Annotated in this window: 18 protein-coding genes and 4 tRNA genes; 20 read left to right on the top strand and 2 right to left on the bottom strand. The window is 64.8% G+C overall.

Annotated elements, in window-relative coordinates; all coding sequences use genetic code 11:
- Positions 1-55: 55 nt before the first annotated feature.
- Positions 56-3,352, bottom strand: coding sequence for a PAS domain S-box protein (locus tag N7422_RS22090; RefSeq protein ID WP_279808529.1), 3,297 nt, complete (start codon positions 3,350-3,352; stop codon positions 56-58).
- Positions 3,353-3,414: 62 nt separating this feature from the next.
- Positions 3,415-4,293 (bottom strand): LysR family transcriptional regulator, encoded by an 879-nt coding sequence (locus N7422_RS22085; RefSeq protein WP_279808528.1) that lies wholly within the window; start codon positions 4,291-4,293, stop codon positions 3,415-3,417.
- Between the two features lie 131 nt (positions 4,294-4,424).
- Here N7422_RS22085 and leuC point away from each other — a divergent pair, with 131 nt between their 5' ends.
- From leuC to N7422_RS21985, 20 genes are all read left to right on the top strand, one after another.
- Entirely contained in the window at positions 4,425-5,858 is a 1,434-nt protein-coding gene (gene leuC, locus N7422_RS22080; RefSeq protein WP_279808527.1) for a 3-isopropylmalate dehydratase large subunit, read from the top strand.
- Positions 5,855-6,499 (top strand): 3-isopropylmalate dehydratase small subunit, encoded by a 645-nt coding sequence (gene leuD / locus N7422_RS22075; protein WP_279808526.1) that lies wholly within the window; start codon positions 5,855-5,857, stop codon positions 6,497-6,499. Before leuC ends, leuD begins: the two co-directional genes overlap by 4 nt.
- Positions 6,500-6,609: 110 nt before the next feature.
- Positions 6,610-7,692, top strand: coding sequence for a 3-isopropylmalate dehydrogenase (gene leuB / locus N7422_RS22070; protein ID WP_279808525.1), 1,083 nt, complete (start codon positions 6,610-6,612; stop codon positions 7,690-7,692).
- Positions 7,693-7,755: 63 nt separating this feature from the next.
- Positions 7,756-8,868, top strand: coding sequence for an aspartate-semialdehyde dehydrogenase (asd, locus tag N7422_RS22065; protein WP_279808524.1), 1,113 nt, complete (start codon positions 7,756-7,758; stop codon positions 8,866-8,868).
- A gap of 1,025 nt (positions 8,869-9,893) precedes the next feature.
- A complete protein-coding gene (locus N7422_RS22060) occupies positions 9,894-10,898 on the top strand; it encodes an aspartate-semialdehyde dehydrogenase (RefSeq protein WP_279808523.1) in 1,005 nt (334 codons plus the stop codon).
- A gap of 71 nt (positions 10,899-10,969) precedes the next feature.
- Complete coding sequence (locus tag N7422_RS22055; protein ID WP_279808522.1) at positions 10,970-13,582, top strand: FimV/HubP family polar landmark protein; 2,613 nt, start codon at positions 10,970-10,972, stop codon at positions 13,580-13,582.
- A gap of 135 nt (positions 13,583-13,717) precedes the next feature.
- Positions 13,718-14,572, top strand: a complete 855-nt coding sequence (gene truA / locus N7422_RS22050; RefSeq protein WP_279808521.1) for a tRNA pseudouridine(38-40) synthase TruA — start codon at positions 13,718-13,720, stop codon at positions 14,570-14,572.
- A 59-nt stretch (positions 14,573-14,631) separates the two neighbouring features.
- On the top strand, positions 14,632-15,252 hold the full coding sequence (locus N7422_RS22045; protein WP_279808520.1) for a phosphoribosylanthranilate isomerase: 621 nt from the start codon (positions 14,632-14,634) through the stop codon (positions 15,250-15,252).
- 219 nt (positions 15,253-15,471) lie between these two features.
- Entirely contained in the window at positions 15,472-16,365 is an 894-nt protein-coding gene (accD, locus tag N7422_RS22040; RefSeq protein ID WP_279808519.1) for an acetyl-CoA carboxylase, carboxyltransferase subunit beta, read from the top strand.
- Positions 16,365-17,672, top strand: a complete 1,308-nt coding sequence (gene folC, locus N7422_RS22035) for a bifunctional tetrahydrofolate synthase/dihydrofolate synthase (RefSeq protein WP_279808518.1) — start codon at positions 16,365-16,367, stop codon at positions 17,670-17,672. Before accD ends, folC begins: the two co-directional genes overlap by 1 nt.
- Entirely contained in the window at positions 17,656-18,324 is a 669-nt protein-coding gene (locus N7422_RS22030) for an SPOR domain-containing protein (protein WP_279808517.1), read from the top strand. Before folC ends, N7422_RS22030 begins: the two co-directional genes overlap by 17 nt.
- A 189-nt stretch (positions 18,325-18,513) precedes the next feature.
- Positions 18,514-19,068: a CvpA family protein gene (locus N7422_RS22025; protein ID WP_279808516.1), complete on the top strand. Its 555-nt coding sequence runs from the start codon at positions 18,514-18,516 to the stop codon at positions 19,066-19,068.
- Positions 19,069-19,110: 42 nt separating this feature from the next.
- Positions 19,111-20,616, top strand: coding sequence for an amidophosphoribosyltransferase (purF, locus tag N7422_RS22020; RefSeq protein WP_279808515.1), 1,506 nt, complete (start codon positions 19,111-19,113; stop codon positions 20,614-20,616).
- Positions 20,617-20,631: 15 nt separating this feature from the next.
- The gene (locus N7422_RS22015; protein WP_279808514.1) at positions 20,632-21,843 is read left to right on the top strand and encodes an O-succinylhomoserine sulfhydrylase; all 1,212 of its coding nucleotides are present in this window, start codon (positions 20,632-20,634) and stop codon (positions 21,841-21,843) included.
- Positions 21,840-22,613 carry an SDR family oxidoreductase gene (locus N7422_RS22010; protein ID WP_279808513.1) on the top strand — a complete coding sequence of 258 codons (774 nt, stop codon included), beginning with the start codon at positions 21,840-21,842 and terminating at the stop codon, positions 22,611-22,613. Before N7422_RS22015 ends, N7422_RS22010 begins: the two co-directional genes overlap by 4 nt.
- Positions 22,614-22,847: 234 nt before the next feature.
- Positions 22,848-22,923, top strand: a tRNA-Val gene (locus tag N7422_RS22005).
- Positions 22,924-23,003: 80 nt separating this feature from the next.
- Positions 23,004-23,080 (top strand) — tRNA-Asp (locus N7422_RS22000).
- A gap of 83 nt (positions 23,081-23,163) precedes the next feature.
- Positions 23,164-23,240, top strand: a tRNA-Asp gene (locus tag N7422_RS21995).
- Positions 23,241-23,380: 140 nt separating this feature from the next.
- Positions 23,381-23,457, top strand: a tRNA-Asp gene (locus N7422_RS21990).
- 194 nt (positions 23,458-23,651) lie between these two features.
- Positions 23,652-24,494, top strand: coding sequence for a DUF2242 domain-containing protein (locus tag N7422_RS21985; protein ID WP_279808512.1), 843 nt, complete (start codon positions 23,652-23,654; stop codon positions 24,492-24,494).
- Positions 24,495-24,646 lie beyond the last annotated feature (152 nt).

Here is a 24,646-nt window from a genome sequence, read left to right as displayed (position 1 = left end):
GCATTGTAGAAATGACCTGCGGCGGGAGTGGCGGTTCGCCGCTCCTACAGGGATATCAATAATCCGCTGGCGCCTCCATCAGCATCTGGCGGAACTCCGGCAAGGGCAGCGGCCGGCTGTGCAGGTAGCCCTGGTAGAGGTGGCAGCCCAGTCGCTCGAGGAACTCCAGCTGCTCGGTCAGTTCGACGCCCTCGGCAATCACCGCGAGGTCGAGGCTGCGGGCCATGGCGACGATGGCGCGGACGATCTCGGCGTCATTGGGGTCGACCGGGGCATCGCGCACGAAGGTCTGGTCGATCTTCAGCGCGTCCACCGGCAGGCGTTTGAGGTAGGTCAGCGACGAGTAGCCGGTACCGAAGTCGTCCATGGCGAAACTGACGCCATGGCGCTTGAGCTCGCGCATCTTGCTGATGGTGTCCTCCAGGTTCTGGATGACGATGCCCTCGGTGATCTCCAGCTTGAGCATGCGCCGTGGCAGGCGGTAGTCGTCGAGGCTGCGCAGTACCCGTTCGACGAAGTCGTTCTGGCGGAATTGCCGGGGGCTGATGTTGACGCACAGGCTGAAGTCATCGGCATCGATCAGGCCGTCCTCGAGCATGCGCGCGCAGGCATCGCAGGCTTCGTCGAGGATCCAGCTGCCGACCTCGAGGATCAGGCCGCTTTCCTCCAGTACCTGGATGAACTGCGCCGGCGGCTGCTGGCCCAGTTGCGGATGGTGCCAGCGCAGCAGCACCTCGGCGCCGACGATACGGTTGTCACGGGCATCCACCTGGGGCTGGAAGTGCAGGGCCAGTTCGCCGCGGGCCAGGGCCAGGCGCAGGTCGTTCTCCATGCGCAGGCGCTCGCTGGCGGCCTTCTGCATGGTGGTGTGGAACAGCTGGGTCGTGTTGCGCCCGGAATCCTTGGCCCGGTACAGGGCGATGTCGGCGCGCTTGAGCAGGTCGGCGGGCGTGGCGCCGTGGTCGGGGATCAGCGCCACGCCGATGCTCGGGGTCACCTGCAGGCGCTGACCATCCAGCGACATCGGTTCGGCCAGCAGCTCGCGCAGGGTGTCGGCCAGCTCGCGGACCTTGCTCTCCACCTGTTCACGGCTGCCTTCCAGGCCGCTGAGCAGTACCACGAATTCGTCACCGCCCAGGCGCGCCACGGTGTCTTCCAGGCGCACGCTGGCCTCCAGGCGCGCGGTGATGATCTTCAACACCGTGTCGCCCACCGGATGGCCGAGCGAGTCGTTGATGTGCTTGAAGTGGTCGAGGTCGAGGAACAGCAGGGCGCCGCGCAGGTTGTGGCGCTTGAGCAGGGCGATCTGCTGGCTCAGGCGGTCCATCAGCAGGGCGCGGTTGGGCAGGTTGGTCAGCGGGTCGTGATAGGCCAGGTGGCGAATCTGTGCCTGGGCGTTCTTCAGCTGGCTGACATCACGGGCGGTCAGCAGCAGGCAGTCGGTTTCGTTGAGGCTGATCGGTTCCACCGAGACTTCCACGGTGAGGATGTCGCCGCGCTTGTTGCGCCCGAGCATTTCCCGGTGATGCACCCGGCCGCGCTCGCGCAGTTCGTTGAGCAGCGCGCCGCGCTGTTTTTCGTCGGCCCAGATGCCGATCTCGTAAACCGTGTGACCCACCACCTCCTCGGGGCTGTAGCCGGTCAGCCGGCTGAAACCATCGTTGACTTCCAGGTAGCGACCGCTATGGCGCTCGGTGATGGTGATGGCATCGGGGCTCGAGTGGAACGCTTTGGCGAACTTCTCCTCGCTGGCCTTGAGCGCCGCCTCGGCGCGTTGCTGCTGGGTGATGTCGCGCAAGGTGGTGACGCTGCAGGGTTGACCGTCGACCGTGATCAGGCGGCTGGAGATCACGCAGGTCAATGGCGTGCCATTGCGGTGGTTGACGCCAACCGCCACGTTGCTCAGAGCCTGGTCGCGGATGACCCGCTCGATGCGTTGGGCGCGTTCGGCCGACTCAGCCCACAGACCGAGTTCCTCCGCGGTATGGCCGAGTACCTGCTCGGTGTTCCAGCCAAAGGTCTGGCTGAAGGCGGGGTTGATCTCGATGAACTGGCCGCTGTCCTGGCGTGTCACGCAGATCGGGTCGGGGCTGACCTGGAACAGGCTGGCGAATTTTTCTTCCGAGGCCGTCAGGCGCTGTTCGCGTTCGACCTGGTCGGTGATGTCGAGCAGGGTGCCGGCCATGCGCAGCGGGTTGCCCTGATCGTCGCGGTACAGGCGGGCGCGGCTTTCGATGTAGCGCGAGGTGCCGTTGTCCAGTTGCACGCGGTAGGTGATCTGGTAGTTGCCCGCGGGCCCTTCGCGCAGGCTGCGGTAGGCCTGGCGCATGACGCTGCGCTCGTGCTCGGGCACGCCTTCGAAGAAAGCCTCGAACGACTCGTGGAACGGCACCGGCTCCAGGCCGTGCAGCTGCGCGGCGCGGGCCGAGCCGTAGAGCATGCCGCTGGGGATGTGCCAGTCCCAGGTGCCCAGCTGCGCCGAGTCAAGGGCTAGGTCGAGGCGTTCCTGGCTGTCCTTGAGCGCCTGTTCGGCGCGCTTGCGCTCGGTGGTGTCGACGAAGGTGCTGATCAGGTAGGTGACGCCTTCCAGCTCGATGCCCTGGGTGCAGAGGATGCCGTCGTGAACCTTGCCACTGGTGGCGCGGAACTGCACCTCCATGATCAGCGGGCCGCTGCCGGCACGGGTGGCGTCCATGACCTGATGGCGCTGCTCGGGGTTGACCCACAAGCCCAGTTCCAGGCTGGTTTTGCCGACCACCTGCGCCCCCGGCCAGCCGAACATGTGCTCGAAGTGCTGGTTGACCTCGATGATCAGGCCGTCGTGGCGACGGGTCAGGAGGATCGCGTTGGGGCTGAGGTGGAAGAGGGTGGCGAAGCGCTTTTCCGAATTGATCAGCGCGGTTTCCCGTTCGCGCTGGCGGGTGATCTCGCGGATGACCCCGATCATCTGTGGCCGGCCATGCGGGTCGTGGGTCAGGCTGCCGTTGATTTCCAGCCAGTGCACGCTGCCGTCCGGCCAGCGGATGCGGTGGCGCATGGCCTGCTCTATCGGTTCGCCATTGACCACCGCCTGGAAGGTCTGCCGGGTACGGGCGCGGTCTTCCTCGGGCAGCAGGTCGAGGTAGTCGATGTCGTTGGGCAGTGGCCGCTGCGGATCGAACCCGAACAGCGCCTGGGTGCCCCGCGACCAACTGACTCGACCGCTTTCGATGTCCCACAGCCAGGCGCCCAGGCGCGCGCCGTTGAGCGCGGCCAGCAACTGGGGAGCATTCTGCCAGGCCTGTTCAGATTCCCGGGGGTCGGCCGCAGGAATGCGTGGCAGGCGCGGAAAGCGGTTCGCTGATTTGGGCATCGGTACCAGACCTTTGGCAGATGACGCGTCCTTGTGGAGGGTAGTGCCGTGCCGACGACCGGTCAGCTGGAACCGGCGTGGCTGTCGAGCAGTGCCATGAAGGCCCTGGCCGCATTCGATAACGTGCGCTCCGTGTGCAATATGTAGCCTAGCTGGCGCGACAGCTGTATGCCCGGCAGGGCGATGGGCGCAACCTGCCCATCGAGCATAGTACGTGGCAGCACACTCCACGCCAGGCCGATGGAGACCATCATCTTGATGGTCTCCAGGTAGTTGGTGCTCATGGCGATGTTGGGGACCAGGCCCTGGCTTTCGAACAGGCGCTGGACGATGTGATGGGTGAAGGTGTTACCGCCGGGGAACACCGCCGGGTGGCGCGCCACGTCGGCCAGGCTGACCGCATGGTTGCTGGCCAGCGGGTGCTCGGGCGCGGCGACGAAGTCCAGGGCGTCGTCCCAGACCGGTACCGCGCGGACCAGATGGTGGGGTTCCGGAGCGAGCGTGATCACGGCGATTTCCGCGCGACCATGCAGCACTTCGTCGTAGGCCGCCTCGGAGTCGAGGAACTCGATGTCCAGCGCCACGTCCGGGTACTGGCGGGTGAAGGCGCGCAGCAGCGGCGGCAGGCGGTGCAGGCCGATATGGTGGCTGGTGGCCAGCGTCAGGCGACCGCTCACCTGTCCGGTGAGGTTGGTCAGGGCGCGGCGGGTATCATCCAGTACGTTGAGGATCTGGTAGGCGCGCGGCAGCAGGGCGCGTCCGGCCTCGGTGAGGGTGACCTCACGGCCCAGGCGGTCGAACAGGCGCACGTCCAGCTGTTGCTCCAGGCCGGCGATGCGTTTGCTGATGGCCGGCTGGGTCAGGTGCAGGCGTTCGCCGGCGCCTGAGAAGCTGCCGGTCTCGGCAATGGCGATGAAGGCGTTGAGGTTGGCCAGGTCCATCCTTTCGAATTCCTGATGGTTATGCAAAGCATGAAAATTATGAATTTGAGTTATTCAATCTATCGCCATAGCATCGTCCGTACAAGCCAAGGGGTCTTTGGCATAGAAAGACGCTGATGAGGAACAGTCTGATGGCTGGCAAAACGCTCTACGACAAACTCTGGGAAGCTCATGAGGTCAAGCGCCGCGATGACGGCTCGTCCTTGATCTACATCGACCGCCACATCATCCACGAAGTGACTTCGCCCCAGGCTTTCGAAGGCCTGCGCCTGGCCAGCCGCCGACCCTGGCGCATCGATGCCAACATCGCCACCCCGGACCACAACGTACCGACCACGCCGGAGCGCAAGGGCGGTCTCGAGGCCATCGTCGACCAGGTGTCGCGCCTTCAGGTGCAGACCCTCGATGAGAACTGTGACGAATATGGCATCGTCGAATTCAAGATGAATGACGAGCGTCAAGGCATCGTCCACGTCATCAGCCCGGAGCAGGGCGCGACCTTGCCGGGCATGACCGTGGTCTGCGGCGACTCGCACACCTCCACCCATGGCGCGTTCGGTGCCCTGGCCCATGGCATCGGCACCTCTGAGGTCGAGCACGTGCTCGCCACCCAGTGCCTGGTCGCCAAGAAGATGAAGAACATGCTGGTGCGTGTCGAAGGCCAGCTGCCTGCCGGCGTCACCGCCAAGGACATCGTCCTCGCCGTGATCGGCAAGATCGGCACCGCCGGTGGCAACGGTCATGCCATGGAGTTCGCCGGCAGCGCCATCCGCGAGCTGTCGATGGAAGGCCGCATGACCATCTGCAACATGTCCATCGAAGCCGGCGCCCGCGTAGGTCTCGTCGCTGTCGACGAGACCACCGTCGCCTACGTCGAGGGCCGCCCGTACGCGCCCAAAGGCGAGCAGTGGACCCAGGCCATCGACGCTTGGAAGGGCCTGGTTTCGGATGCCGACGCGGTATTCGACACCGTGGTCGAGCTCGATGCCGCGCAGATCAAGCCGCAGGTCAGCTGGGGCACCTCGCCGGAGATGGTCCTGGCCGTCGACCAGCGCGTGCCGGATCCGGCCGCAGAGCCCGACCTGATCAAGCGCGGCTCGATCGAGCGCGCCCTCAAGTACATGGGGCTGGCCGCCAACCAGGCGATCACCGACATCAAGCTCGACCGCGTGTTCATCGGCTCGTGCACCAACTCGCGCATCGAAGACTTGCGCGCCGCCGCCGAGATCGCCAAGGGCCGCAAGGTCGCGGCCAACGTCAAGCAGGCGTTGGTGGTGCCGGGTTCGGGTCTGGTCAAGGCCCAGGCCGAGCGCGAAGGGCTGGACAAGATCTTCCTCGAGGCTGGCTTCGAGTGGCGTGAGCCGGGCTGCTCGATGTGCCTGGCGATGAACCCGGACCGCCTGGAAAGCGGCGAGCACTGTGCGTCCACCTCCAACCGCAACTTCGAAGGCCGTCAGGGCGCTGGTGGCCGCACCCACCTGGTCAGCCCGGCCATGGCCGCCGCCGCCGCGGTGACCGGCCACTTCATCGATGTCCGCGAGTTGATCCAAGGGAGCGCAGCATGAAAGCCTTTACCCAGCACACCGGCCTCGTCGCGCCGTTGGACCGTGCCAACGTCGACACCGACCAGATCATCCCCAAGCAGTTCCTCAAGTCGATCAAGCGCACCGGCTTCGGCCCGAACCTGTTCGACGAGTGGCGCTACCTGGATGTCGGCCAGCCTTACCAGGACAACAGCAAGCGTCCGTTGAACCAGGACTTCGTCCTCAACCATGCGCGCTACCAGGGTGCCAGCGTGCTGCTGGCCCGCGAGAACTTCGGCTGCGGCTCGAGCCGCGAGCACGCGCCCTGGGCGCTCGATGAATATGGCTTGCGCTGCATCATCGCGCCGAGCTTCGCCGACATCTTCTTCAACAACAGCTTCAAGAACGGCCTGTTGCCGATCATTCTCGACGCCGCCGAAGTCGACGAGCTGTTCCGGCAGGTCGAGGCCAATCCCGGCTACCAGCTGACCATCGATCTCGAGGCCCAGGCGGTGACCCGCCCGGACGGCAAGGTGCTGACGTTCGAGGTCGACGCCTTCCGCAAGCATTGCCTGCTCAATGGCCTGGACGATATCGGCCTGACCTTGCAGGACAGCGACGCGATCAAGGCGTTCGAGGGCAGGCATCGCGCCAGTCAGCCCTGGTTGTTCCGCGACGCTTGATTGACCTGGCCTGGTCGCAGGAGCGGGCTTGCCCCGCGACGAGGCCCGTTGGACACTGAGTTTATCGGCGCGCCGACAGGGCGCGCCGCTTGATTGGATACGAGGAAAGCATGAGCAAGCAGATTCTGATTCTCCCAGGTGATGGCATCGGTCCGGAAATCATGGCCGAGGCGGTCAAGGTGCTGGAACTGGCCAACGACAAGTTCCAGCTCGGCTTCAGCCTCACCCATGACGTGATCGGTGGCGCCGCCATCGACAAGCACGGCGTGCCACTGGCCGACGAGACCCTGGAGCGTGCGCGCCACGCCGACGCCGTGCTGCTGGGCGCGGTGGGCGGGCCGAAATGGGACAAGATCGAGCGCGACATCCGTCCGGAGCGCGGCCTGCTGAAGATCCGTTCGCAACTGGGCCTGTTCGCCAACCTGCGCCCGGCCATCCTCTATCCGCAACTGGCCGATGCCTCGTCGCTCAAGCCTGAGATCGTGTCCGGCCTGGACATCCTCATCGTCCGCGAGTTGACCGGCGGCATCTACTTCGGTGCGCCTCGCGGCCAGCGCGAACTGCCAGGCGGCGAGCGCCAGGCCTATGACACCCTGCCTTACAGCGAGAGCGAAGTGCGCCGAATCGCCCGTGTCGGCTTCGACATGGCCCGTGTGCGCGGCAAGAAGCTGTGCTCGGTGGACAAGGCCAACGTCCTGGCCTCCAGCCAGCTGTGGCGTGAAGTGGTCGAGGACGTGGCCAAGGACTACCCGGACGTCGAACTGAGCCACATGTACGTCGACAACGCGGCCATGCAGCTGGTCCGCGCCCCGAAGCAGTTCGACGTGGTGGTCACCGACAACATGTTCGGCGACATCCTGTCGGATGAGGCTTCCATGCTCACCGGTTCCATCGGCATGCTGCCCTCTGCGTCGCTGGATGCCGACAACAAGGGCATGTACGAGCCGTGCCACGGTTCGGCGCCGGACATCGCCGGGCAGGGCATCGCCAACCCGCTGGCGACCATCCTCTCGGTGTCGATGATGTTGCGCTACAGCTTCAACCAGCAGGCCGCCGCCGAGGCGATCGAGCAGGCCGTGAGTCGGGTGCTGGACCAGGGGCTGCGCACCGGAGACATCTACTCGGAAGGCTGCCGCAAGGTCGGCACGCAGGAAATGGGCGACGCAGTAGTCGCAGCGCTGCGGAATCTGTAATCTCTCTGGCCCGCCACCAAAAACTCCCGGTGGCGGCCCACTTTTAGCAAAGGTGTAGTTGCGATGAAACGTGTAGGTCTGATCGGTTGGCGTGGAATGGTCGGTTCCGTGCTCATGCAGCGGATGCTCGAAGAGCAGGACTTCGACCTGATCGAGCCGGTGTTCTTCACCACCTCCAACGTAGGTGGCCAGGGTCCGAGCGTAGGCAAGGATACTGCCCCGCTCAAGGACGCCTACAACATCGAAGAGCTCAAGACCCTCGACGTCATCCTGACCTGCCAGGGCGGCGACTACACCAACGAAGTCTTCCCCAAGCTGCGTGAAGCAGGCTGGCAGGGCTACTGGATCGACGCGGCGTCTTCCCTGCGCATGCAGGACGACGCGGTGATCGTCCTCGACCCGGTCAACCGCAAGGTCATCGACCAGCAGCTGGACGCGGGGACCAAGAACTACATCGGCGGCAACTGCACCGTCAGCCTGATGCTGATGGGTCTGGGCGGCCTGTTCGAAGCCGGTCTGGTCGAGTGGATGAGCGCCATGACCTACCAGGCGGCCTCCGGGGCCGGCGCGCAGAACATGCGCGAGCTGATCAAGCAGATGGGTGGCATCAACGCCGCGGTCGCCGACGACCTGGCCAATCCGGCCAGTGCGATCCTCGACATCGATCGCAAGGTGGCCGAAGCCATGCGTGGTGAAGGCTTCCCGACCGAGAACTTCGGCGTGCCGCTGGCCGGCAGCCTGATTCCGTGGATCGACAAGGAGCTGCCGAACGGGCAGAGCCGCGAGGAATGGAAGGCCCAGGCCGAAACCAACAAGATCCTCGGGCGCTTCAAGAACCCGATTCCGGTGGACGGCATCTGCGTGCGTATCGGCGCCATGCGCTGCCACAGCCAGGCGCTGACCATCAAGCTGAACAAGGACGTGCCGCTGGCCGATATCGAAGGCATGATCAGCCAGCACAACCCTTGGGTGAAGCTGGTGCCGAACCAGCGTGAGATCAGCATGCAGGAGCTGACGCCGACCAAGGTGACCGGGACCTTGAACGTGCCGGTCGGGCGTTTGCGCAAGCTGAACATGGGGTCGCAGTACCTGGGGGCCTTCACTGTGGGCGACCAGCTGCTGTGGGGCGCGGCCGAGCCGCTGCGTCGCATGCTGCGGATTCTGCTGGAGCGGTGATCGGTCTGGTTTGAACTGGGCTGTCGAAGAACCCGTGTCGCGAGAGTGGCGCGGGTTTTTTATTGGGGCAGGTTTGTTGGTTGTTGGTTGTTGGTTGTTGTTTTGAGGGCATTGTTTGGACTAATTTTCAGCGGCGACGCTGATATCGCTGTTTCGCCTTGCGGCGACTTACTTTTGTCTTGGCAAAAGTAAGCAAAACCGCGCGCTCATTCATCCGGCCCCTACGCTTCGCTCCGGGGTACCCTCGCTCCGGCCTTGCTCCCGGGAGGACCGCACTGACGGGCCATCCATGGCCCGCAGTGCTCGACGGCCATCCATGGCCGTCGCCTCCCTCCGCAAGGCCTGCGCTCGGCCTCCTGAAATCGCGCAAGTTACGGGCGGCGCCTAGGTTGACGCAGCTGTCGCTAGTTGTAACTGTGCGATCTCAAGACCAAATTCGCGGGCTTGCCCGCGAAAGGGCAAGAGCAACCACGATATAAATAACTGTTAAAAATAGTTTAAGTTTTCCGTTTCATTTCATTTCGTTTCATTTCATTTCATTTCATTTCATTTCGTTTCGTTCTTGCTGTTGCTGTTGCTGTTGCTGTTGCTGTTGCTGTTGCTGTTGCTGTTGCTGTTGCTGTTGCTTCTAAGCGCGCAATAGTTCAGGCAACACAAATTGCGACTTCAGGAGGCCGAGCGGAGTTCTTGCGTAGTGGGGCGACGGCCACGGATGGCCGTCGAGCGCTGCGCCCCAGGATGGGGCGTTCAGCGCGGTACCCACGGGAGCAAGAACGGAGCGAGGGAACCCCGGAGCGAAGCGTAGGGGCCGGATGAATGGAGTCAGCGGTTTTTGCCTTCTTTTGCCCGCGTGCAAAAGAAGGTCGCCGTAAAGGCGAAAAGGTGACTATGCGTCGCCATCGCCAACGAATGCGCATACAAGTATCAAAACCAACGCTCTCGAAGCCGAAGCCGAAGCTATCACCCACCCTACAATCCAAGTAAAGTGCCGCTCCCCGCCGTACCCGCAGAAGGAAACCGATCCCATGCCCACCGCCCTAGACATCGCCGTAGTAGGCGCCACCGGCACCGTCGGTGAGTCTCTCGTCCAGATCCTCGAGGAAGCCGCCTTCCCGGTCTCCACCCTGCACTTGCTGGCCAGCATGGAATCCGCCGGCAGCAGCGTCATGTTCGCGGGCAAGAAGCTGAAAGTCCGCGAAGTGGACAGTTTCGACTTCGCGCAGGTCAAGCTGGTGTTCTTCGCCGCCAGCCCTGCCGTCAGCCGCAGTTTCGCGCCCAAGGCCATTGCTGCCGGTTGCGCGGTGATCGACCTGTCCGGCGCCCTGGACGGTGCCACGGCACTGGTCCCGGAAGCCAACGGCGAGCGCATCGCCGAACTGCCGCAGCCAGCGCTGGTCACCAGTCCGAGCGCCGGCGCGGTAGCCCTGGCCGTGGCGCTGGCGCCGCTCAAGGGCCTGCTCGATATCGAGCGGATCCAGGTCAATGCCTGCCTGGCCGTTTCGGAGCAGGGCAGGGAGGCGGTCAGCGAACTCGCCCGGCAGACCGCCGAACTGCTCAACGCGCGGCCGCTGGAACCGCGGTTCTTCGATCGCCAGGTGGCGTTCAACCTGTTGCCCCAGGTCGGTACGCCCGACGAGCAGGGCCATACGCCCGTGGAGCGTCGCCTGGTCCACGAGCTGCGCCAGGTGCTCGAGCTGGCGCAATTGAAGATTTCCGTGACCTGCATTCAAGTCCCGGTATTCTTCGGCGATAGCTTCAGTGTGGCGGTGCAGAGCCGTCGTCCGGTCGATCTGGCAGCCGTCAATGCCGCGCTGGAAGCCGCCGACGGCATCGAACTGGTCGAGCCGGGCGATTATCCGACGCCGGTCGGTGACGCAGTGGGCCAGGACGTGGTCTATGTTGGTCGTGTACGTGGCGGTGTCGACGAGCCGGAACAACTCAACCTCTGGCTGACCACCGACAACGTGCGCAAAGGCGCGGCGCTGAACGCCGTGCAGACGGCGCAATTGTTGATAAAACACATGGCGTAAAAGATACTGCGAGCAATTTTGTCCTACGCCGCAACAGGGTTTTCGGGACGGTTCATACAAGGGAAGAGTTCATGCTTCGAATTCGCAAACTGGTTCTGGCCATCGCGGCAGCCTCGGCGCTGTCGTCCGGCGTGGCGAACGCTCTGGGGTTGGGGGAGCTGACCCTCAAGTCGGCGCAGAACCAGCCGCTGGATGCCGAGATCGAACTGCTCGACGTGCGCGACCTCACCGCGGCGGAGATGGCGCCAAGCCTGGCGTCGCCGGAAGAGTTCGCCAAGGCCGGGGTGGCCTTCCCGCCTTACCTCGAAGACCTGACGTTCACGCCCGTGATCAACCCCAACGGCAAGAGCGTGCTGCGGGTCACCTCCAGCAAGGCGCTTCCGGAGCCGATGGTCAAGTTCCTGGTTCAGGTGATGTGGCCGCAGGGCCGTCTGTTGCGCGACTACAGCGTGTTGCTCGACCAGGCGCAGGCCCAGGGCGGCCAACCTTCCCAGGCCAACATCAACCCGGCGGTGAGCGCCGGCAGCTACACCACCAGGCGCCGCGACACGCTCTGGCAAATTGCCGCGCGCAACACCCACGGCGGGTCGATCCAGCAGACCATGCTGGCGATCCAGGCGCTGAACCCGGACGCGTTCATCGGCAACAACATCAACCAGCTCAAGACCGGGCAGGTGCTGCGTCTGCCCGACCAGCAACAGGTGCAGAGCCTTCCCCCGGCCGACGCCAATCGCGAGGTCGCCGAACAGTACGCCGCCTGGCGTGAGGGCCGACGCCTCGGGCCGCGTGCCCGGCAGCTGGATGCCACCCGTCGCGGTGAAGCGGGCGCGGCGCCGGCCCGTATCGCTCAGGGCGACAACCTGCGCCTGGTCTCGCCAGACGCCAAGGGCGCGGCCGGTGACGCCAAGGCGCTCAACGACAAGCTGGCGGTGGCCCAGGAAAGCCTCGATACCAGCCGCCGCGACAACGATGAGCTCAAGAGCCGCATGACTGACCTGCAGAGCCAGCTGGACAAGCTGCAGCGTCTGATCGAGCTCAAGAACGACCAGCTGGCGCGCCTGGAGGCACAAGGCGCGGTGGCGCCACAGTCACCGGCCACCGCACTCTCGGGGGAGCCGGCGCCGGCACAACCAGCCGTCAATGCCCAGCTGACACCCGCCGAACCGGTGGTCAGCCCGGCGCCGGCGGCTGCCGACACCGCACCGCAGGAGCCGGCGGCCGAAGCGCCTGCCGGCGAAGAGCCCGGCATGGTCGACCAGCTCATGGGCAACCCGTTGCTGCTGGGGCTGATCGCCGGATCGGCATTCCTTGTCCTGTTGTTGCTGCTCCTGCTCCTGGCGCGCAAGCGCAAGGCCCAGCAGGAAGCCGAGAAACACCTGCGCATGGCCCGCGCCCTGGTCGAGGAGGGCGAGCGCAGCCCCGACCTTGACCTGCCGCCGAGCAGCTTCGAGGGCCTCGACGTCTCGGCGCCCAGCGTGACTCTGGCGCCTGCCGTGGTGGCCGCTTCGGCCGCCGCCGCTGTTGCCGCCGAGAAACCTGTGCCACCGGCACCCGTCGAAGACGTTGTGAGCGAGGCGGATCCGCGCGCCGCACTGCTGGCCGAGGTTGACGAAAGTCTGGCCCGTGGCCGCCTCAATCATGCCGCCGACCTGCTGGAGGCGGCTGTGGCCTCCGAGCCCCAGCGTAGCGACCTGCGCCTGAAGCTGATGGAGGTCTACGCCCGCCAGGGCGATCAGGATGCCTTCGCCGGTCAGGAGCGCAAGCTGGCGGCCAGCGAAGAAAACCAGGCCGAAGTCAGCGCGCTGAAGGAGCGTTTCCCGGCAATGCTGGGGGTCGCCGCCGTCGCGGCGGGGGCTGCGGCGCTGGCCGCGGAGATGGATGAGCAGTACGTCCAGGAGCTCCTGCAGGAAGACGAGCCGCCAGTTGCCGAGGTGACGCCTGAGCCGCAGGTGGAGCAGGAGCCTGCACCGGTGGTGGCCCCGGCCATCGAAGCAGGCGATCTGGACAGCGCCTTCGATCTCAGCCTGGGCGACGACCTGCCTGCGGACGATCATCTCGAACCGTCGACGCTGGACGACGTTGTCCAGGCCGAAACGCCATCCCAGGTCGAGGCCACGCCGGCTGAGCCCGATGCCGATGATGATTTCGAGGCGCTGCTCGCCCAGGCCCAGGCCACCCCGCAGAATGTCGACGACCTGGCTGATTTCGACCTGGACGTCACGGAGCCGGCAGCCCCGGTCGAAGGCGGCGCGGTGGACGTGGCGGCCGAGCTCGCGGCGTTCGAGGCCATCCCGGAATTCGACCCGATCTCCGAGCTGGAGCTGCCCGAGGACTTCGACCTGTCGTTGTCACTGGACGACGAATCGCCAGCGGCGAAGCACTTCGCCTCCGAGCTGGACGACGTCAACGCCGAACTCGACAAGCTGTCGCAGAACCTCGAGACCCCGTCGCTCGAGCCGCACTTCACCGCCGAGGACGCCGCGCTGGAACCGGAGCCGCTGGACGACCTGGACTTCGACTTCTTCTCCGGCGCCGACGAGGTGGCCACCAAGCTCGACCTGGCCCGTGCCTACATCGACATGGGCGACCATCAGGGCGCCCGCGACATTCTCGATGAAGTGGTCAAGGACGGCGACGACAACCAGCGCCAGGAAGCCAACGATATGTTGTCGCGGCTGGTCTGAGGCGGCGGTACCCAGCGCGGGGCAAGTCGGCTCTCACGCCTGCCGTGGGAGTGGGCTTGCCCCGCGATCATTTCGGCCTCTGCGCGGTTTGCCGGTATACTCGCGCCTTTCGTTTCATCATCAGGTTTCCCGCTCTTGGACATCATCGACACCGCCGCCGCCGAGTCGGCAGCCGAAGGCTACACGCGCATCGCCCTGGGCGTGGAATACAAGGGTTCGCGCTATCGCGGCTGGCAGCGCCAAGCCAGTGGCGTGCCCAGTGTCCAGCAGGCCCTGGAGCAGGCGCTGTCGAAAGTGGCCGACGAGCCGATTTCGGTGATCTGCGCCGGGCGTACCGATGCCGGCGTCCACGGTTGCGGGCAGATCGTGCACTTCGATACTCGCGCCGTGCGCGATGAGCGCGCCTGGACCCTGGGCAGCAACTTCAACCTGCCCCACGATATCAGCGTGGTCTGGGCGGCGCCCATGCCGGCGCATTTTCATGCCCGCTTCAAGGCCACCGCCCGGCGCTACCGCTACGTCATCTACAACGACCCGATCCGCCCGGCGCACCTGGCCGAAGAAGTGACCTGGAACCATCGGCCGCTGGATGTCGAGCGCATGGCCCTGGCGGCGCAATACCTGCTGGGCACCCACGACTTCAGCGCCTTTCGCGCCAGCCAGTGCCAGGCCAAGTCGCCGATCAAGCATATCCACCATCTGCGCGTCACCCGCCACGGCCAGATGATCGTGCTGGACGTGCGCGCCACGGCGTTTCTCCATCACATGGTGCGCAACATCGCCGGGGTGCTGATGACCATCGGTGCCGGCGAGCGCCCGGTGGAGTGGGCCCGCGAAGTGCTGGAGGGGCGCAACCGCCGCGAGGGCGGCGTCACCGCGCATCCCTACGGGCTGTACCTGGTGCAGGTGGAGTACCCGGAAGAATACGCGTTGCCGCAGCGTTACATCGGCCCACACTTTCTTACCGGTTACGAGGCGCTGGCGCACTGACGGGGCAAAAGTCATTTGCTACCATCGGCGCTTTCCCGATCACTCAAGGTTCGCCGTCCATGAGCTACGTTCGCAGCAAGATCTGCGGGATTACTCGCATCGAGGATGCCCTGGCCGCCGTCGAGGCGGGTGCCGACGCCCTCGGCTTCGTCTTCTATGCGAAAAGCCCGCGGGCGGTGGACGTGCGCCAGGCGCGGGCGATCATCAACGCGCTGCCACCGTTCGTCACCACCGTGGGTCTGTTCGTCAATGCCCCGCGTTGTGAGCTCAACGAGATCCTCGAAGTCGTTCAGCTGGACCTGCTACAGTTCCACGGCGATGAAACCCCGGCCGATTGCGAGGGTTACCACCGTCCCTGGATCAAGGCCTTGCGCGTACGTCCCGGTGATGACCTGGAGGCGGCCTGCCAGCATTACTCGGGCGCCCGCGGCATTCTGCTGGATGCCTATGTGCCGGGCGTGCCGGGGGGAACCGGCGAATCCTTCGACTGGTCATTGATACCGTCGCGCCTGAGCAAGCCGATCATCCTCGCGGGCGGTCTGTCGGCCGACAATGTCGCCGAGGCCATCCGCCAGGTGCGGCCCTACGCGGTGGATGTCAGTGGCGGTGTCGAGCAGGCCAAGGGCATCAAGGACGCCGATAAGATCGACGCCTTCATGCGTGCGGTCAGGCAGGCTTGAACGTCGATGTGACGGCTGGCCGCGCGCCATCGTCCATAGCTTTCGCAGCCCGGTGCTGCCAGGCCGCGCCAGCGCGGATGGCATTCCGGGAAAATATTGGAGATGGGGCGGTGCGTGGTGATGCCATGGCCGGCCCGTCGTCGCTTTGCAGAAGAATTTGAGCTCAAGGGCGGGGTGGGGCCGAAAAGGCTTCCCCGGCCAATACTGGAGAAGAAAAGCATGAGCAACTGGTTGGTAGACAAACTGATCCCTTCGATCATGCGTTCCGAGGTGAAGAAGAGCTCGGTGCCGGAAGGGCTGTGGCACAAGTGCCCGTCCTGCGAGGCCGTGCTGTACCGTCCGGAGCTGGAAAAGACCCTCGACGTCTGCCCCAAGTGCAACCACCACATGCGCATCGGCGCACGTGCGCGCATCGACATCTTCCTCGATCAGGATGGCCGCGCCGAACTGGGTGCCGAGCTGGAGCCGGTCGACCGCCTCAAGTTCCGTGATGGCAAGAAGTACAAGGACCGCCTGACCGCCGCGCAGAAGCAGACCGGCGAGAAGGACGCGCTGATCTCCATGAGCGGTACCCTGATGGGCATGCCGATCGTGGCCAGCGCCTTCGAGTTCTCCTTCATGGGCGGTTCCATGGGTGCCGTCGTCGGCGAGCGTTTCGTGCGCGCCGCGAACTACGCCCTGGAGCACCGTTGCCCGATGGTCTGCTTCTCCGCCTCCGGTGGCGCGCGTATGCAGGAAGCGTTGATCTCGCTGATGCAGATGGCCAAGACCTCCGCCGTGCTGGCGCGTCTGCGCGAAGAAGGCATTCCGTTCATTTCCGTCCTGACCGATCCGGTCTACGGCGGTGTTTCCGCCAGCCTGGCCATGCTGGGCGACGTGATCGTCGGCGAGCCGAAGGCACTGATCGGCTTCGCCGGTCCGCGCGTGATCGAGCAGACCGTGCGCGAGAAACTGCCGGAAGGCTTCCAGCGCAGCGAGTTCCTGCTGGAGCACGGTGCCATCGACCTGATCATCTCCCGTGACGAGCTGCGTCCGCGCCTGGCTCGCCTGTTGGCGCAGATGACCGGCCAGGCTACCCCGGAAGAGGCCAAAGAGGTCGCCGCGGTCGCGTGATGAACCAGCGCAGCCTGGGCGACTGGCTCGCCTACCTCGAACAGTTGCACCCTTCGGCCATCGACATGGGGCTGGAGCGCTCGCAGCAAGTGCTGGCGCGCCTTGGCCTGGGTCGGTTGGCACCGCGGGTGGTGACGGTGACCGGCACCAACGGCAAGGGCTCGACGTGCGCCTTCGTGGCGTCGTTGCTGCGGGCCCAGGGGCTCAAGGTCGGGGTGTACAGCTCGCCACACCTGCTGCGTTACAACGAACGGGTGCTGATCGACGACCGCGAGGCCACTGATGAGCGCCTGTGTGAAGCGTTCGCTGCCGTGGAGGCCGCACGTGGCGAGATCTCGCTGACCTATTTCGAAATGGGTACCCTGGCGGCGTTCTGGCTGTTCAGGCAGTCGGCGCTGGATGCCGTGGTGCTCGAAGTGGGCCTGGGTGGCCGGCTCGACGCAGTCAACCTGGTGGATGCCGACGTTTCGCTGGTCACCAGCATCGGTGTCGACCACGCTGATTACCTGGGCGATACCCGTGAGTCGGTGGCCTTCGAAAAGGCCGGGATCTTCCGTCAGGGCAAGCCGGCGTTGTGCGGTGACCTGGATCCGCCCGGGCCCTTGCTGGACAAGGTGCGTGAGCTGGATTGCCCATTCTTCCTGCGCGGCCGTGATTTCGACCTGGCGAGCAGCGCTACGCACTGGCAATGGCGGGGCTGCCAGCTTGACGGGACGCCCGTGGAGCTGCACGATCTGCCGCTGCTCGACCTGCCCATGGAAAATGCCGCCCTGGCACTGCAGGCGTTCCTGCTGATGGATTTGCCGTGGGATGCCTGCAAGGTCCGCCAGGCCCTGCTGGATACACGTATCACCGGCCGTCTCGACCGGCGAGCGCTGTCGTTCCGTGGTAAGCGTGTGGAGTTGCTGCTGGATGTCGGCCACAACCCGCACGCCGCTGAATACCTGGCGCGCCGTTTGGCCGCACGTCCCGTCAAGGGCCGGCGCTTGGCGGTGTTTGGCTTGCTGGCCGACAAGGATCTGCAGGGGGTGCTCGCGCCGTTACGCAGCCTGGTCGACGACTGGGCGGTGGCGCCGCTGGATACGCCACGCAGCCGCTCGGTGACGGAGCTGGCCCAGGCCTTGACGAACCTCGGCGTGCCGGTGAAGTCTTACGCCAGTGTCGACGCTGCCCTCGAGGGGCAGTGCGTCCAGGCAACGGCGGATGATCAGATCCTGCTGTTCGGTTCGTTTTTCTGCGTCGGCGAGGCTCTGGCCTGGCTCGAGCGGCAGGTCCCCGAGGATGGAGTAGATGGCAGTGCTGGATAAAGGGATGAAGCAGCGCATGGTCGGTGCGTTGGTGCTGGTGGCGCTGGCGGTGATCTTCCTGCCGATGCTGTTTACCCGCGAGGACGAGATGCGCCAGGTGCGCGTCGAGGCGCCGCAAGCGCCCGCCATGCCAAGCCTGCCCCAGGTGCAGGTGGAGCCAGTCCAGGTGCCGGAGCCGCAACCGTTGCCGGAGCAGGGAGATCAGCCGCCGGTGGTGGTCAACGAGTCCACCGCGCCGGTCACCACGCCCAGTCAGCCGATCGCTCCGGCGCCGCAAGCTCAGCCCAAGCCGCAGACGCCAGTGCCTACGCCCAAGGCCGAGGCCCGTCCGGCGCCTGCGCCGGCTACCGCCCCCGCGGCGACGGCCGCAACGGCCAAGCAGGCCGCGCCGTCCAAGATCGATGCCAATGGCCTGCCGGTGAGCTGGTCGATCCAGCTGGCCAGCCTGTCCAACCGGGCCGGTGCCGACAACCTGCAGAAGACCCTGCGCAGCCAGGGCTACAACGCCTACATCCGTTCGGCCGATGGCATGAACCGGGTGTTCGTCGGACCGTTGATCGAGCGGGCCGAGGCGGAGCGCCTGCGCGATGTGATCAATCGCCAGCACAGCCTGAAAGGGTTCGTCGTGCGCTTCCAGCCGGAGCGCGGTTAAGTCCAGGCGGTGGGGCCGCTTTGCGGCCTATCGCCGGCGATGACGCCCGAACGGGCTGAACGGCCAATTTTCAAGGCACAAAGCTGTCTCGGGAGTCAGCCTGCAGCCCTGCAAACACCTGACATTCCGCTTACCCCAAGCCCCGTGCTCTGGTAAAATGCGCCGCCTCAAACGTCGGCAGGCTACTCCGTGGCATTTACCTGGGTTGATTGGGCGATCATCGCGATCGTCGCTGTTTCCTCACTGATCAGTCTCAAGCGCGGCTTCGTCAAGGAAGCCTTGTCCCTGCTCATCTGGATTGTCGCCGGCGCGGTGGCATGGATGTTCGGCGGGTCGCTCGCGCAGTATCTTGAAAGCTATATCCAGACACCGTCCGCGCGGGTCATCGCCGGCTGTGCCATTCTTTTCGTCGCCACGCTGCTGGTCGGGGCGATGCTCAATTTCCTCATCGGCGAGCTGATCCGCGTGACCGGGCTGTCCGGCACCGATCGCTTCCTCGGCATGGCCTTCGGCGCCGCGCGAGGCGGACTGCTGGTGGTGGTGGCCGTCGGGCTGCTGAGCCTGGGGCCGGTGCAACAGGATCCGTGGTGGCAGGAATCGCGCCTGATACCACAATTTCTATTGGTAGCCGACTGGTCGAAGAACCTCATACTCGGGTTCACCGGCCAGTGGATGTCCAGTGGGGTCAGCGCACCCGTTGACCTTCCGTTCAAGGAGCAGCTGCTCGGGCCGGCCAGGCCCTGAGCGCTCTTCACTCAAGTTTCATCAAAGTAGGGGTTGCGTCGCATGTGTGGCATCGTCGGTATCGTCGGTAAGTCGAACGTCAATCAGGCGCTGTATGACGCGCTAACCGTGCTCCAGCACCGCGGCCAGGACGCTGCCGGTATCGTGACCAGCCACGACGGCCGGTTGTTCCTGCGCAAGGATAACGGCCTGGTGCGCGACGTCTTCCAGCAGCGCCACATGCAGCGCCTGGTCGGCAGCATCGGCATCGGCCACGTCCGCTATCCGACCGCCGGCAGCTCCACCTCGGCCGAGGCTCAGCCGTTCTACGTCAACTCGCCGTACGGCATCACCCTGGCGCACAACGGCAACCTGACCAACGTCGAGCAGCTGGCCAAGGAGATCTACGAGTCCGACCTGCGCCACGTCAACACCAACTCCGACTCCGAAGTGCTGCTGAACGTGTTCGCCCACGAACTGGCCGTGCGCGGCAAGCTGCAGCCGACCGAAGAAGACGTGTTCGCCGCCGTTTCCCACGTGCACAGCCGTTGCGTCGGCGGTTACGCCGTGGTGGCGATGATCACCGGCTACGGTATCGTCGGCTTCCGCGACCCCAACGGCATCCGCCCGGTGGTGTTCGGCCAGCGTCACACCGACGAGGGCGTCGAGTACATGATCGCTTCGGAAAGCGTGGCCCTGGACGTGCTCGGCTTCACCCTGATCCGCGATCTGGCCCCGGGCGAGGCGGTGTACATCACCGAGGGAGGCCAGCTGTTCACCAAGCAGTGCGCCGAGAATCCGAAGCTGCAGCCATGCATCTTCGAACACGTCTACCTGGCTCGTCCTGATTCGATCATGGACGGTGTCTCGGTGTACAAGGCGCGCCTGCGCATGGGCGAGAAACTGGCCGAAAAAATCCAGCGCGAGCGCCCGGACCATGACATCGACGTGGTCATCCCGATCCCGGACACCAGCCGTACCGCCGCCCTCGAGCTGGCCAACCACCTGGGCGTCAAGTTCCGTGAAGGCTTCGTCAAGAACCGCTACATCGGCCGTACCTTCATCATGCCCGGCCAAGCCGCGCGCAAGAAATCGGTGCGCCAGAAACTCAACGCCATCGAGCTGGAGTTCCGCGGCAAGAACGTGATGCTGGTGGACGACTCGATCGTGCGCGGCACCACCTGCAAGCAGATCATCCAGATGGCCCGCGAAGCCGGCGCCAAGAACGTCTACTTCTGTTCCGCGGCCCCTGCGGTGCGCTACCCCAACGTCTACGGCATCGACATGCCGAGCGCTCACGAACTGATCGCCCACAACCGTACCACCGACCAGGTGGCCGAGTTGATCGGCGCCGACTGGCTGATCTACCAGGACCTGCCGGACCTGATCGAATCGGTCGGTGGCGGCAAGATCAAGATCGAGCATTTCGATTGCGCGGTGTTCAACGGTGAGTACGTCACCGGCGATATCGACGAAGCCTATCTCGATCGTATCGAGCAGGCCCGTAATGACCTGGCCAAGGTGAAGAACCAGGCGGTCAGCGCGATCATCGACCTGTACAACAACTGATTTGGGAGCGACGGCATGACCGAACAATGGGATGCCGGTCGACTGGACAGTGACCTCGAGGGTGTCGGTTTCGACACCCTGGCGGTGCGCGCCGGTCAGAACCGTACACCGGAGGCCGAGCACAGCGAAGCGCTGTTCCTGACCTCCAGCTATGTCTTCCGCACGGCCGCCGACGCCGCCGCGCGCTTTGCTGGCGAAACACCGGGCAATGTCTATTCGCGCTACACCAACCCGACCGTGCGTGCCTTCGAGGAGCGCCTGGCGGCCATGGAGGGCGCCGAGCAGGCCGTGGCGACCTCCACCGGCATGGCGGCGATCCTCGCCGTGGTGATGTCGCTGTGCAGCGCTGGCGATCATGTGCTGGTGTCGCAGAGCGTGTTCGGTTCGACCATCAGCCTGTTCGAGAAGTATTTCAAGCGTTTCGGCGTGCAGGTGGACTATGTGCCGCTGGTCGATCTGAACGGTTGGGAAAAGGCCATCAAGGCCAATACCAAACTGTTGGTCGTCGAATCGCCGTCCAACCCGCTGGCCGAGCTGGTGGACATCGGCGCGTTGGCCGAAATCGCCCACGCTCGCGGCGCGATGCTGGTGGTGGACAACTGCTTCAGCACCCCGGCCTTGCAGCAACCGCTCAAACTCGGCGCCGACATCGTGTTCCACTCGGCGACCAAGTTCATTGACGGCCAGGGTCGCTGCATGGGCGGCGTGGTGGCCGGGCGCAGCGAGCAGATGAAGGAAGTCGTGGGCTTCCTGCGCACCGCCGGCCCGACCCTCAGCCCGTTCAACGCCTGGGTGTTCACCAAGGGCCTGGAAACCCTCAAGCTGCGCATGCGCGCCCATTGCGAGAGCGCCCAGGCGCTGGCCGAGTGGCTGGAGCAGCAGGACGGTATCGAGAAGGTCCACTACGCAGGCCTGCCAAGCCACCCGCAGCACGAACTGGCCAAGCGCCAGATGAGTGGCTTCGGCGCGGTGGTCAGCTTCGAGGTCAAGGGTGGCAAGGAAGGCGCATGGCGCTTCATCGACGCCACCCGGGTGATCTCGATCACCACCAACCTCGGTGACAGCAAGACCACCATCGCCCACCCGGCGACCACCTCCCACGGCCGTCTGACGCCGCAGGAGCGTGAAGCGGCCGGCATCCGCGACAGCCTGGTCCGCGTGGCGGTGGGCCTGGAAGACGTGGCCGACCTGCAAGCCGATCTTGCCCGCGGCCTGGCGGCGCTGTGATCGACTGGAAGGGCGGCGAACCCGGCCATAACGGCCGGGTGGCCCTGGTCACCGGTGCCGCGCGCGGCATCGGCCTGGGTATCGCCGCCTGGTTGATCTGCGAAGGCTGGCAGGTGGTGCTCAGCGACCTGGATCGCCCTCGTGGCACCCAGGTTGCGAAGGTGCTGGGCGACAACGCCTGTTTCATCACCATGGATGTGGCCGACGAAGCGCAGGTCAGCGCGGGAGTTTCCGAGGTGCTGGGGCAGTTCGGCCGCCTGGACGCGCTGGTGTGCAACGCGGCGATCGCCAATCCGCACAACCAGACCCTGGAGAGCCTTTCCCTGGCGCAGTGGAATCGGGTGCTGGCGGTCAATCTCAACGGTCCGATGCTGCTGGCCAAGCACTGTGCGCCTTATCTGCGCGCTCATGGTGGCGCCATCGTCAACCTGACCTCCACGCGCGCCCGGCAGTCTGAGCCGGACACCGAGGCCTATGCCGCGAGCAAGGGTGGCCTGCTTGCGCTGACCCATGCCCTGGCCATGAGCCTGGGGCCGGAGATTCGCGTCAACGCGGTGAGCCCGGGCTGGATCGATGCGCGTGATCCGTCGCAGCGCCGCGCCGAGCCCCTGAGCGAAGCCGATCATGCCCAGCATCCGGCGGGCAGGGTAGGGACGGTGGAGGATGTGGCCGCGATGGTGGCATGGTTGTTGTCGCGCCAGGCGGGGTTCGTCACTGGTCAGGAGTTCGTGGTCGATGGCGGGATGACCCGCAAGATGATCTACACCTGAGCTGCAAGCTATTAGCCGCAAGCTGCAAGAGGGGACCGAGAGGTCCCCTTGTTCTTTTCCAGAATCGAAGAGGTGGTGCAGGCGATGGGGCTTTTTCTTGTCGCTTACCGCTTTAAGCTCGCAGCTGTTTTTCCCCTTTTTGAAAAAAAACTTCAATGGGGGTATTGACTTAGCATCGGTACCTGCGTAAATTTCGCGGCCTCAGCGAAGCAAACGCAACAAGCAACATCGCGGGGGTGATTAGCTCAGCCGGGAGAGCATCTGCCTTACAAGCAGAGGGTCGGCGGTTCGATCCCGTCATCACCCACCACTTCCTGAGATCGTTCCTGGTTCAGGCGCCTCGAAAGAAGCGATCTGGCAGAGAGGAACAGGACGCAAGTCCAGCTATGCGCGGCGGTAGTTCAGTCGGTTAGAATACCGGCCTGTCACGCCGGGGGTCGCGGGTTCGAGTCCCGTCCGCCGCGCCATTTTTCTCCAGATGGGTGCTTGCACCGGTCTGAGGCCGCAAGGCCAGATCCCAGTTTCAATCAGGCGCAAGCCTGAACGATACGCAGCGGTAGTTCAGTCGGTTAGAATACCGGCCTGTCACGCCGGGGGTCGCGGGTTCGAGTCCCGTCCGCTGCGCCATCTTCCGCTACGAGCCCCTTGAACGCTCGAAGCAAACCAGAAAAGGCGATGAGCAATCGCCTTTTTTGTGCCTGGCTTTCGCGCTCCTGCGCTGGAAAGCTCAGATCCCAGTTTCAATCGGGTGCAAGCCTGAACGATACGCAGCGGTAGTTCAGTCGGTTAGAATACCGGCCTGTCACGCCGGGGGTCGCGGGTTCGAGTCCCGTCCGCTGCGCCATCTTCGCCCCGAGGCCCCTTGAACGCCTTGGAGCAACGGAAAAGCGACCTCAGGGTCGCTTTTTTCGTTTCAGCGACGCGTTCGATCCTGCGCCAGGATTTACCCAAGCTGACAGACTCTTCACCGATCAATGGTTTCAGCGACCGATCGATGTGATGCACAATACGCCCCTTCGTTTCTTCCCGGAATTGGCAATGTCTAGATCAACCGTCTTTGCTGCGCTCGGGCTGGCCCTGGTGCTGGCGGGCGTGTCCGGCTGCTCCTCGAAAAAAACCGCAGTCTACGAGCACGAGAACTTCGACGACTCGGGCACCTTTTCGCGCAGTTTCGACACCAGTGAGGCGGGCTCCTGCGAAGCCGCGCGACGTGCGCTGCTCAGCCAGGGGTACATCATCACCAGCAGCGGTGCCAACCAGGTCGTCGGCAACAAGAGCTTCCAGCAGAACGCCGAGAACCACCTGCAGATCAGCTTCAACATCACCTGCGTGCCGGACATGAGCGACCGGCAGCGTTCGACCATGTTCGCCAATGCCCTGCAGGATCGCTACACCCTGAAGAAATCCAATACGTCCGCCAGCCTTGGCGTCGGTGTGCTGGGGTCGGTGTCGATGCCGATCGGTTCCACCGACGACTCCATGGTCAAGGTCGCCAGCGAGACGGTGACTGCCGCACAGTTCTACGATCGCTACTTCGCCCTGGTGGAAAGCTACCTGCCGAAGCCGAAGAAACCGGAGAAAACCGAGCCGGCTGCCGAGCCGAAGGTGGAGAAACCTGCCGCCGACCTCGGGCTGCCGGAACCTGCGCCCGCAGCCCTGGCGCCAGCCCCGCCGGTCGCCAGCAGCGTGCCGGAGGCGCCTGCCCCGGTACCTGCCCCTGTTGTCGCGCCAGAGGCCCCAGTGCCCTCCCATGAAGCCCCTGCGGCCCCGGTAGTGGATGACAGCAAGGGTTCACAGCCCATCGCGCCGCCCGTCGAGCCTGCGCCGATCCAGATGCAGCCGGAGGCGCCAGCGCCGGAGCAGGCGCCTGCGCCACTCTGACGCGTCGATAACTTCCCGGACGCTGGCTACGTTTATCGTTCATGGGGGTGTAATCATTCCTTCATTGCGCTGGCTTAGGTTGGCGCAAAGACCGAAGAACGATGAACGAAGGTGTACACAATGGACGATTACCAGGAAGAACTGCTCGAATT

This window comes from Pseudomonas sp. GD04091 (assembly GCF_029836165.1).
Lineage (GTDB): Bacteria > Pseudomonadota > Gammaproteobacteria > Pseudomonadales > Pseudomonadaceae > Aquipseudomonas.
Note: the sequence above shows the minus strand (reverse complement) of the source record. Positions and strands in the feature narration are given on the sequence as shown.

Excerpts from the sequence above, each read along its gene's own strand:
- N7422_RS22090 (WP_279808529.1), bottom strand. The coding sequence starts at position 3,352 with ATGCCCAAATCAGCGAACCGCTTTCCGCGCCTGCCACGCATTCCTGCG.
- N7422_RS22085 (WP_279808528.1), bottom strand. The coding sequence starts at position 4,293 with ATGGACCTGGCCAACCTCAACGCCTTCATCGCCATTGCCGAGACCGGC.
- leuC (WP_279808527.1), top strand. The coding sequence starts at position 4,425 with ATGGCTGGCAAAACGCTCTACGACAAACTCTGGGAAGCTCATGAGGTC.
- leuD (WP_279808526.1), top strand. The coding sequence starts at position 5,855 with ATGAAAGCCTTTACCCAGCACACCGGCCTCGTCGCGCCGTTGGACCGT.
- leuB (WP_279808525.1), top strand. The coding sequence starts at position 6,610 with ATGAGCAAGCAGATTCTGATTCTCCCAGGTGATGGCATCGGTCCGGAA.
- asd (WP_279808524.1), top strand. The coding sequence starts at position 7,756 with ATGAAACGTGTAGGTCTGATCGGTTGGCGTGGAATGGTCGGTTCCGTG.
- N7422_RS22060 (WP_279808523.1), top strand. The coding sequence starts at position 9,894 with ATGCCCACCGCCCTAGACATCGCCGTAGTAGGCGCCACCGGCACCGTC.
- N7422_RS22055 (WP_279808522.1), top strand. The coding sequence starts at position 10,970 with ATGCTTCGAATTCGCAAACTGGTTCTGGCCATCGCGGCAGCCTCGGCG.
- N7422_RS22045 (WP_279808520.1), top strand. The coding sequence starts at position 14,632 with ATGAGCTACGTTCGCAGCAAGATCTGCGGGATTACTCGCATCGAGGAT.
- accD (WP_279808519.1), top strand. The coding sequence starts at position 15,472 with ATGAGCAACTGGTTGGTAGACAAACTGATCCCTTCGATCATGCGTTCC.
- folC (WP_279808518.1), top strand. The coding sequence starts at position 16,365 with ATGAACCAGCGCAGCCTGGGCGACTGGCTCGCCTACCTCGAACAGTTG.
- N7422_RS22030 (WP_279808517.1), top strand. The coding sequence starts at position 17,656 with ATGGCAGTGCTGGATAAAGGGATGAAGCAGCGCATGGTCGGTGCGTTG.
- purF (WP_279808515.1), top strand. The coding sequence starts at position 19,111 with ATGTGTGGCATCGTCGGTATCGTCGGTAAGTCGAACGTCAATCAGGCG.
- N7422_RS22015 (WP_279808514.1), top strand. The coding sequence starts at position 20,632 with ATGACCGAACAATGGGATGCCGGTCGACTGGACAGTGACCTCGAGGGT.
- N7422_RS21985 (WP_279808512.1), top strand. The coding sequence starts at position 23,652 with ATGTCTAGATCAACCGTCTTTGCTGCGCTCGGGCTGGCCCTGGTGCTG.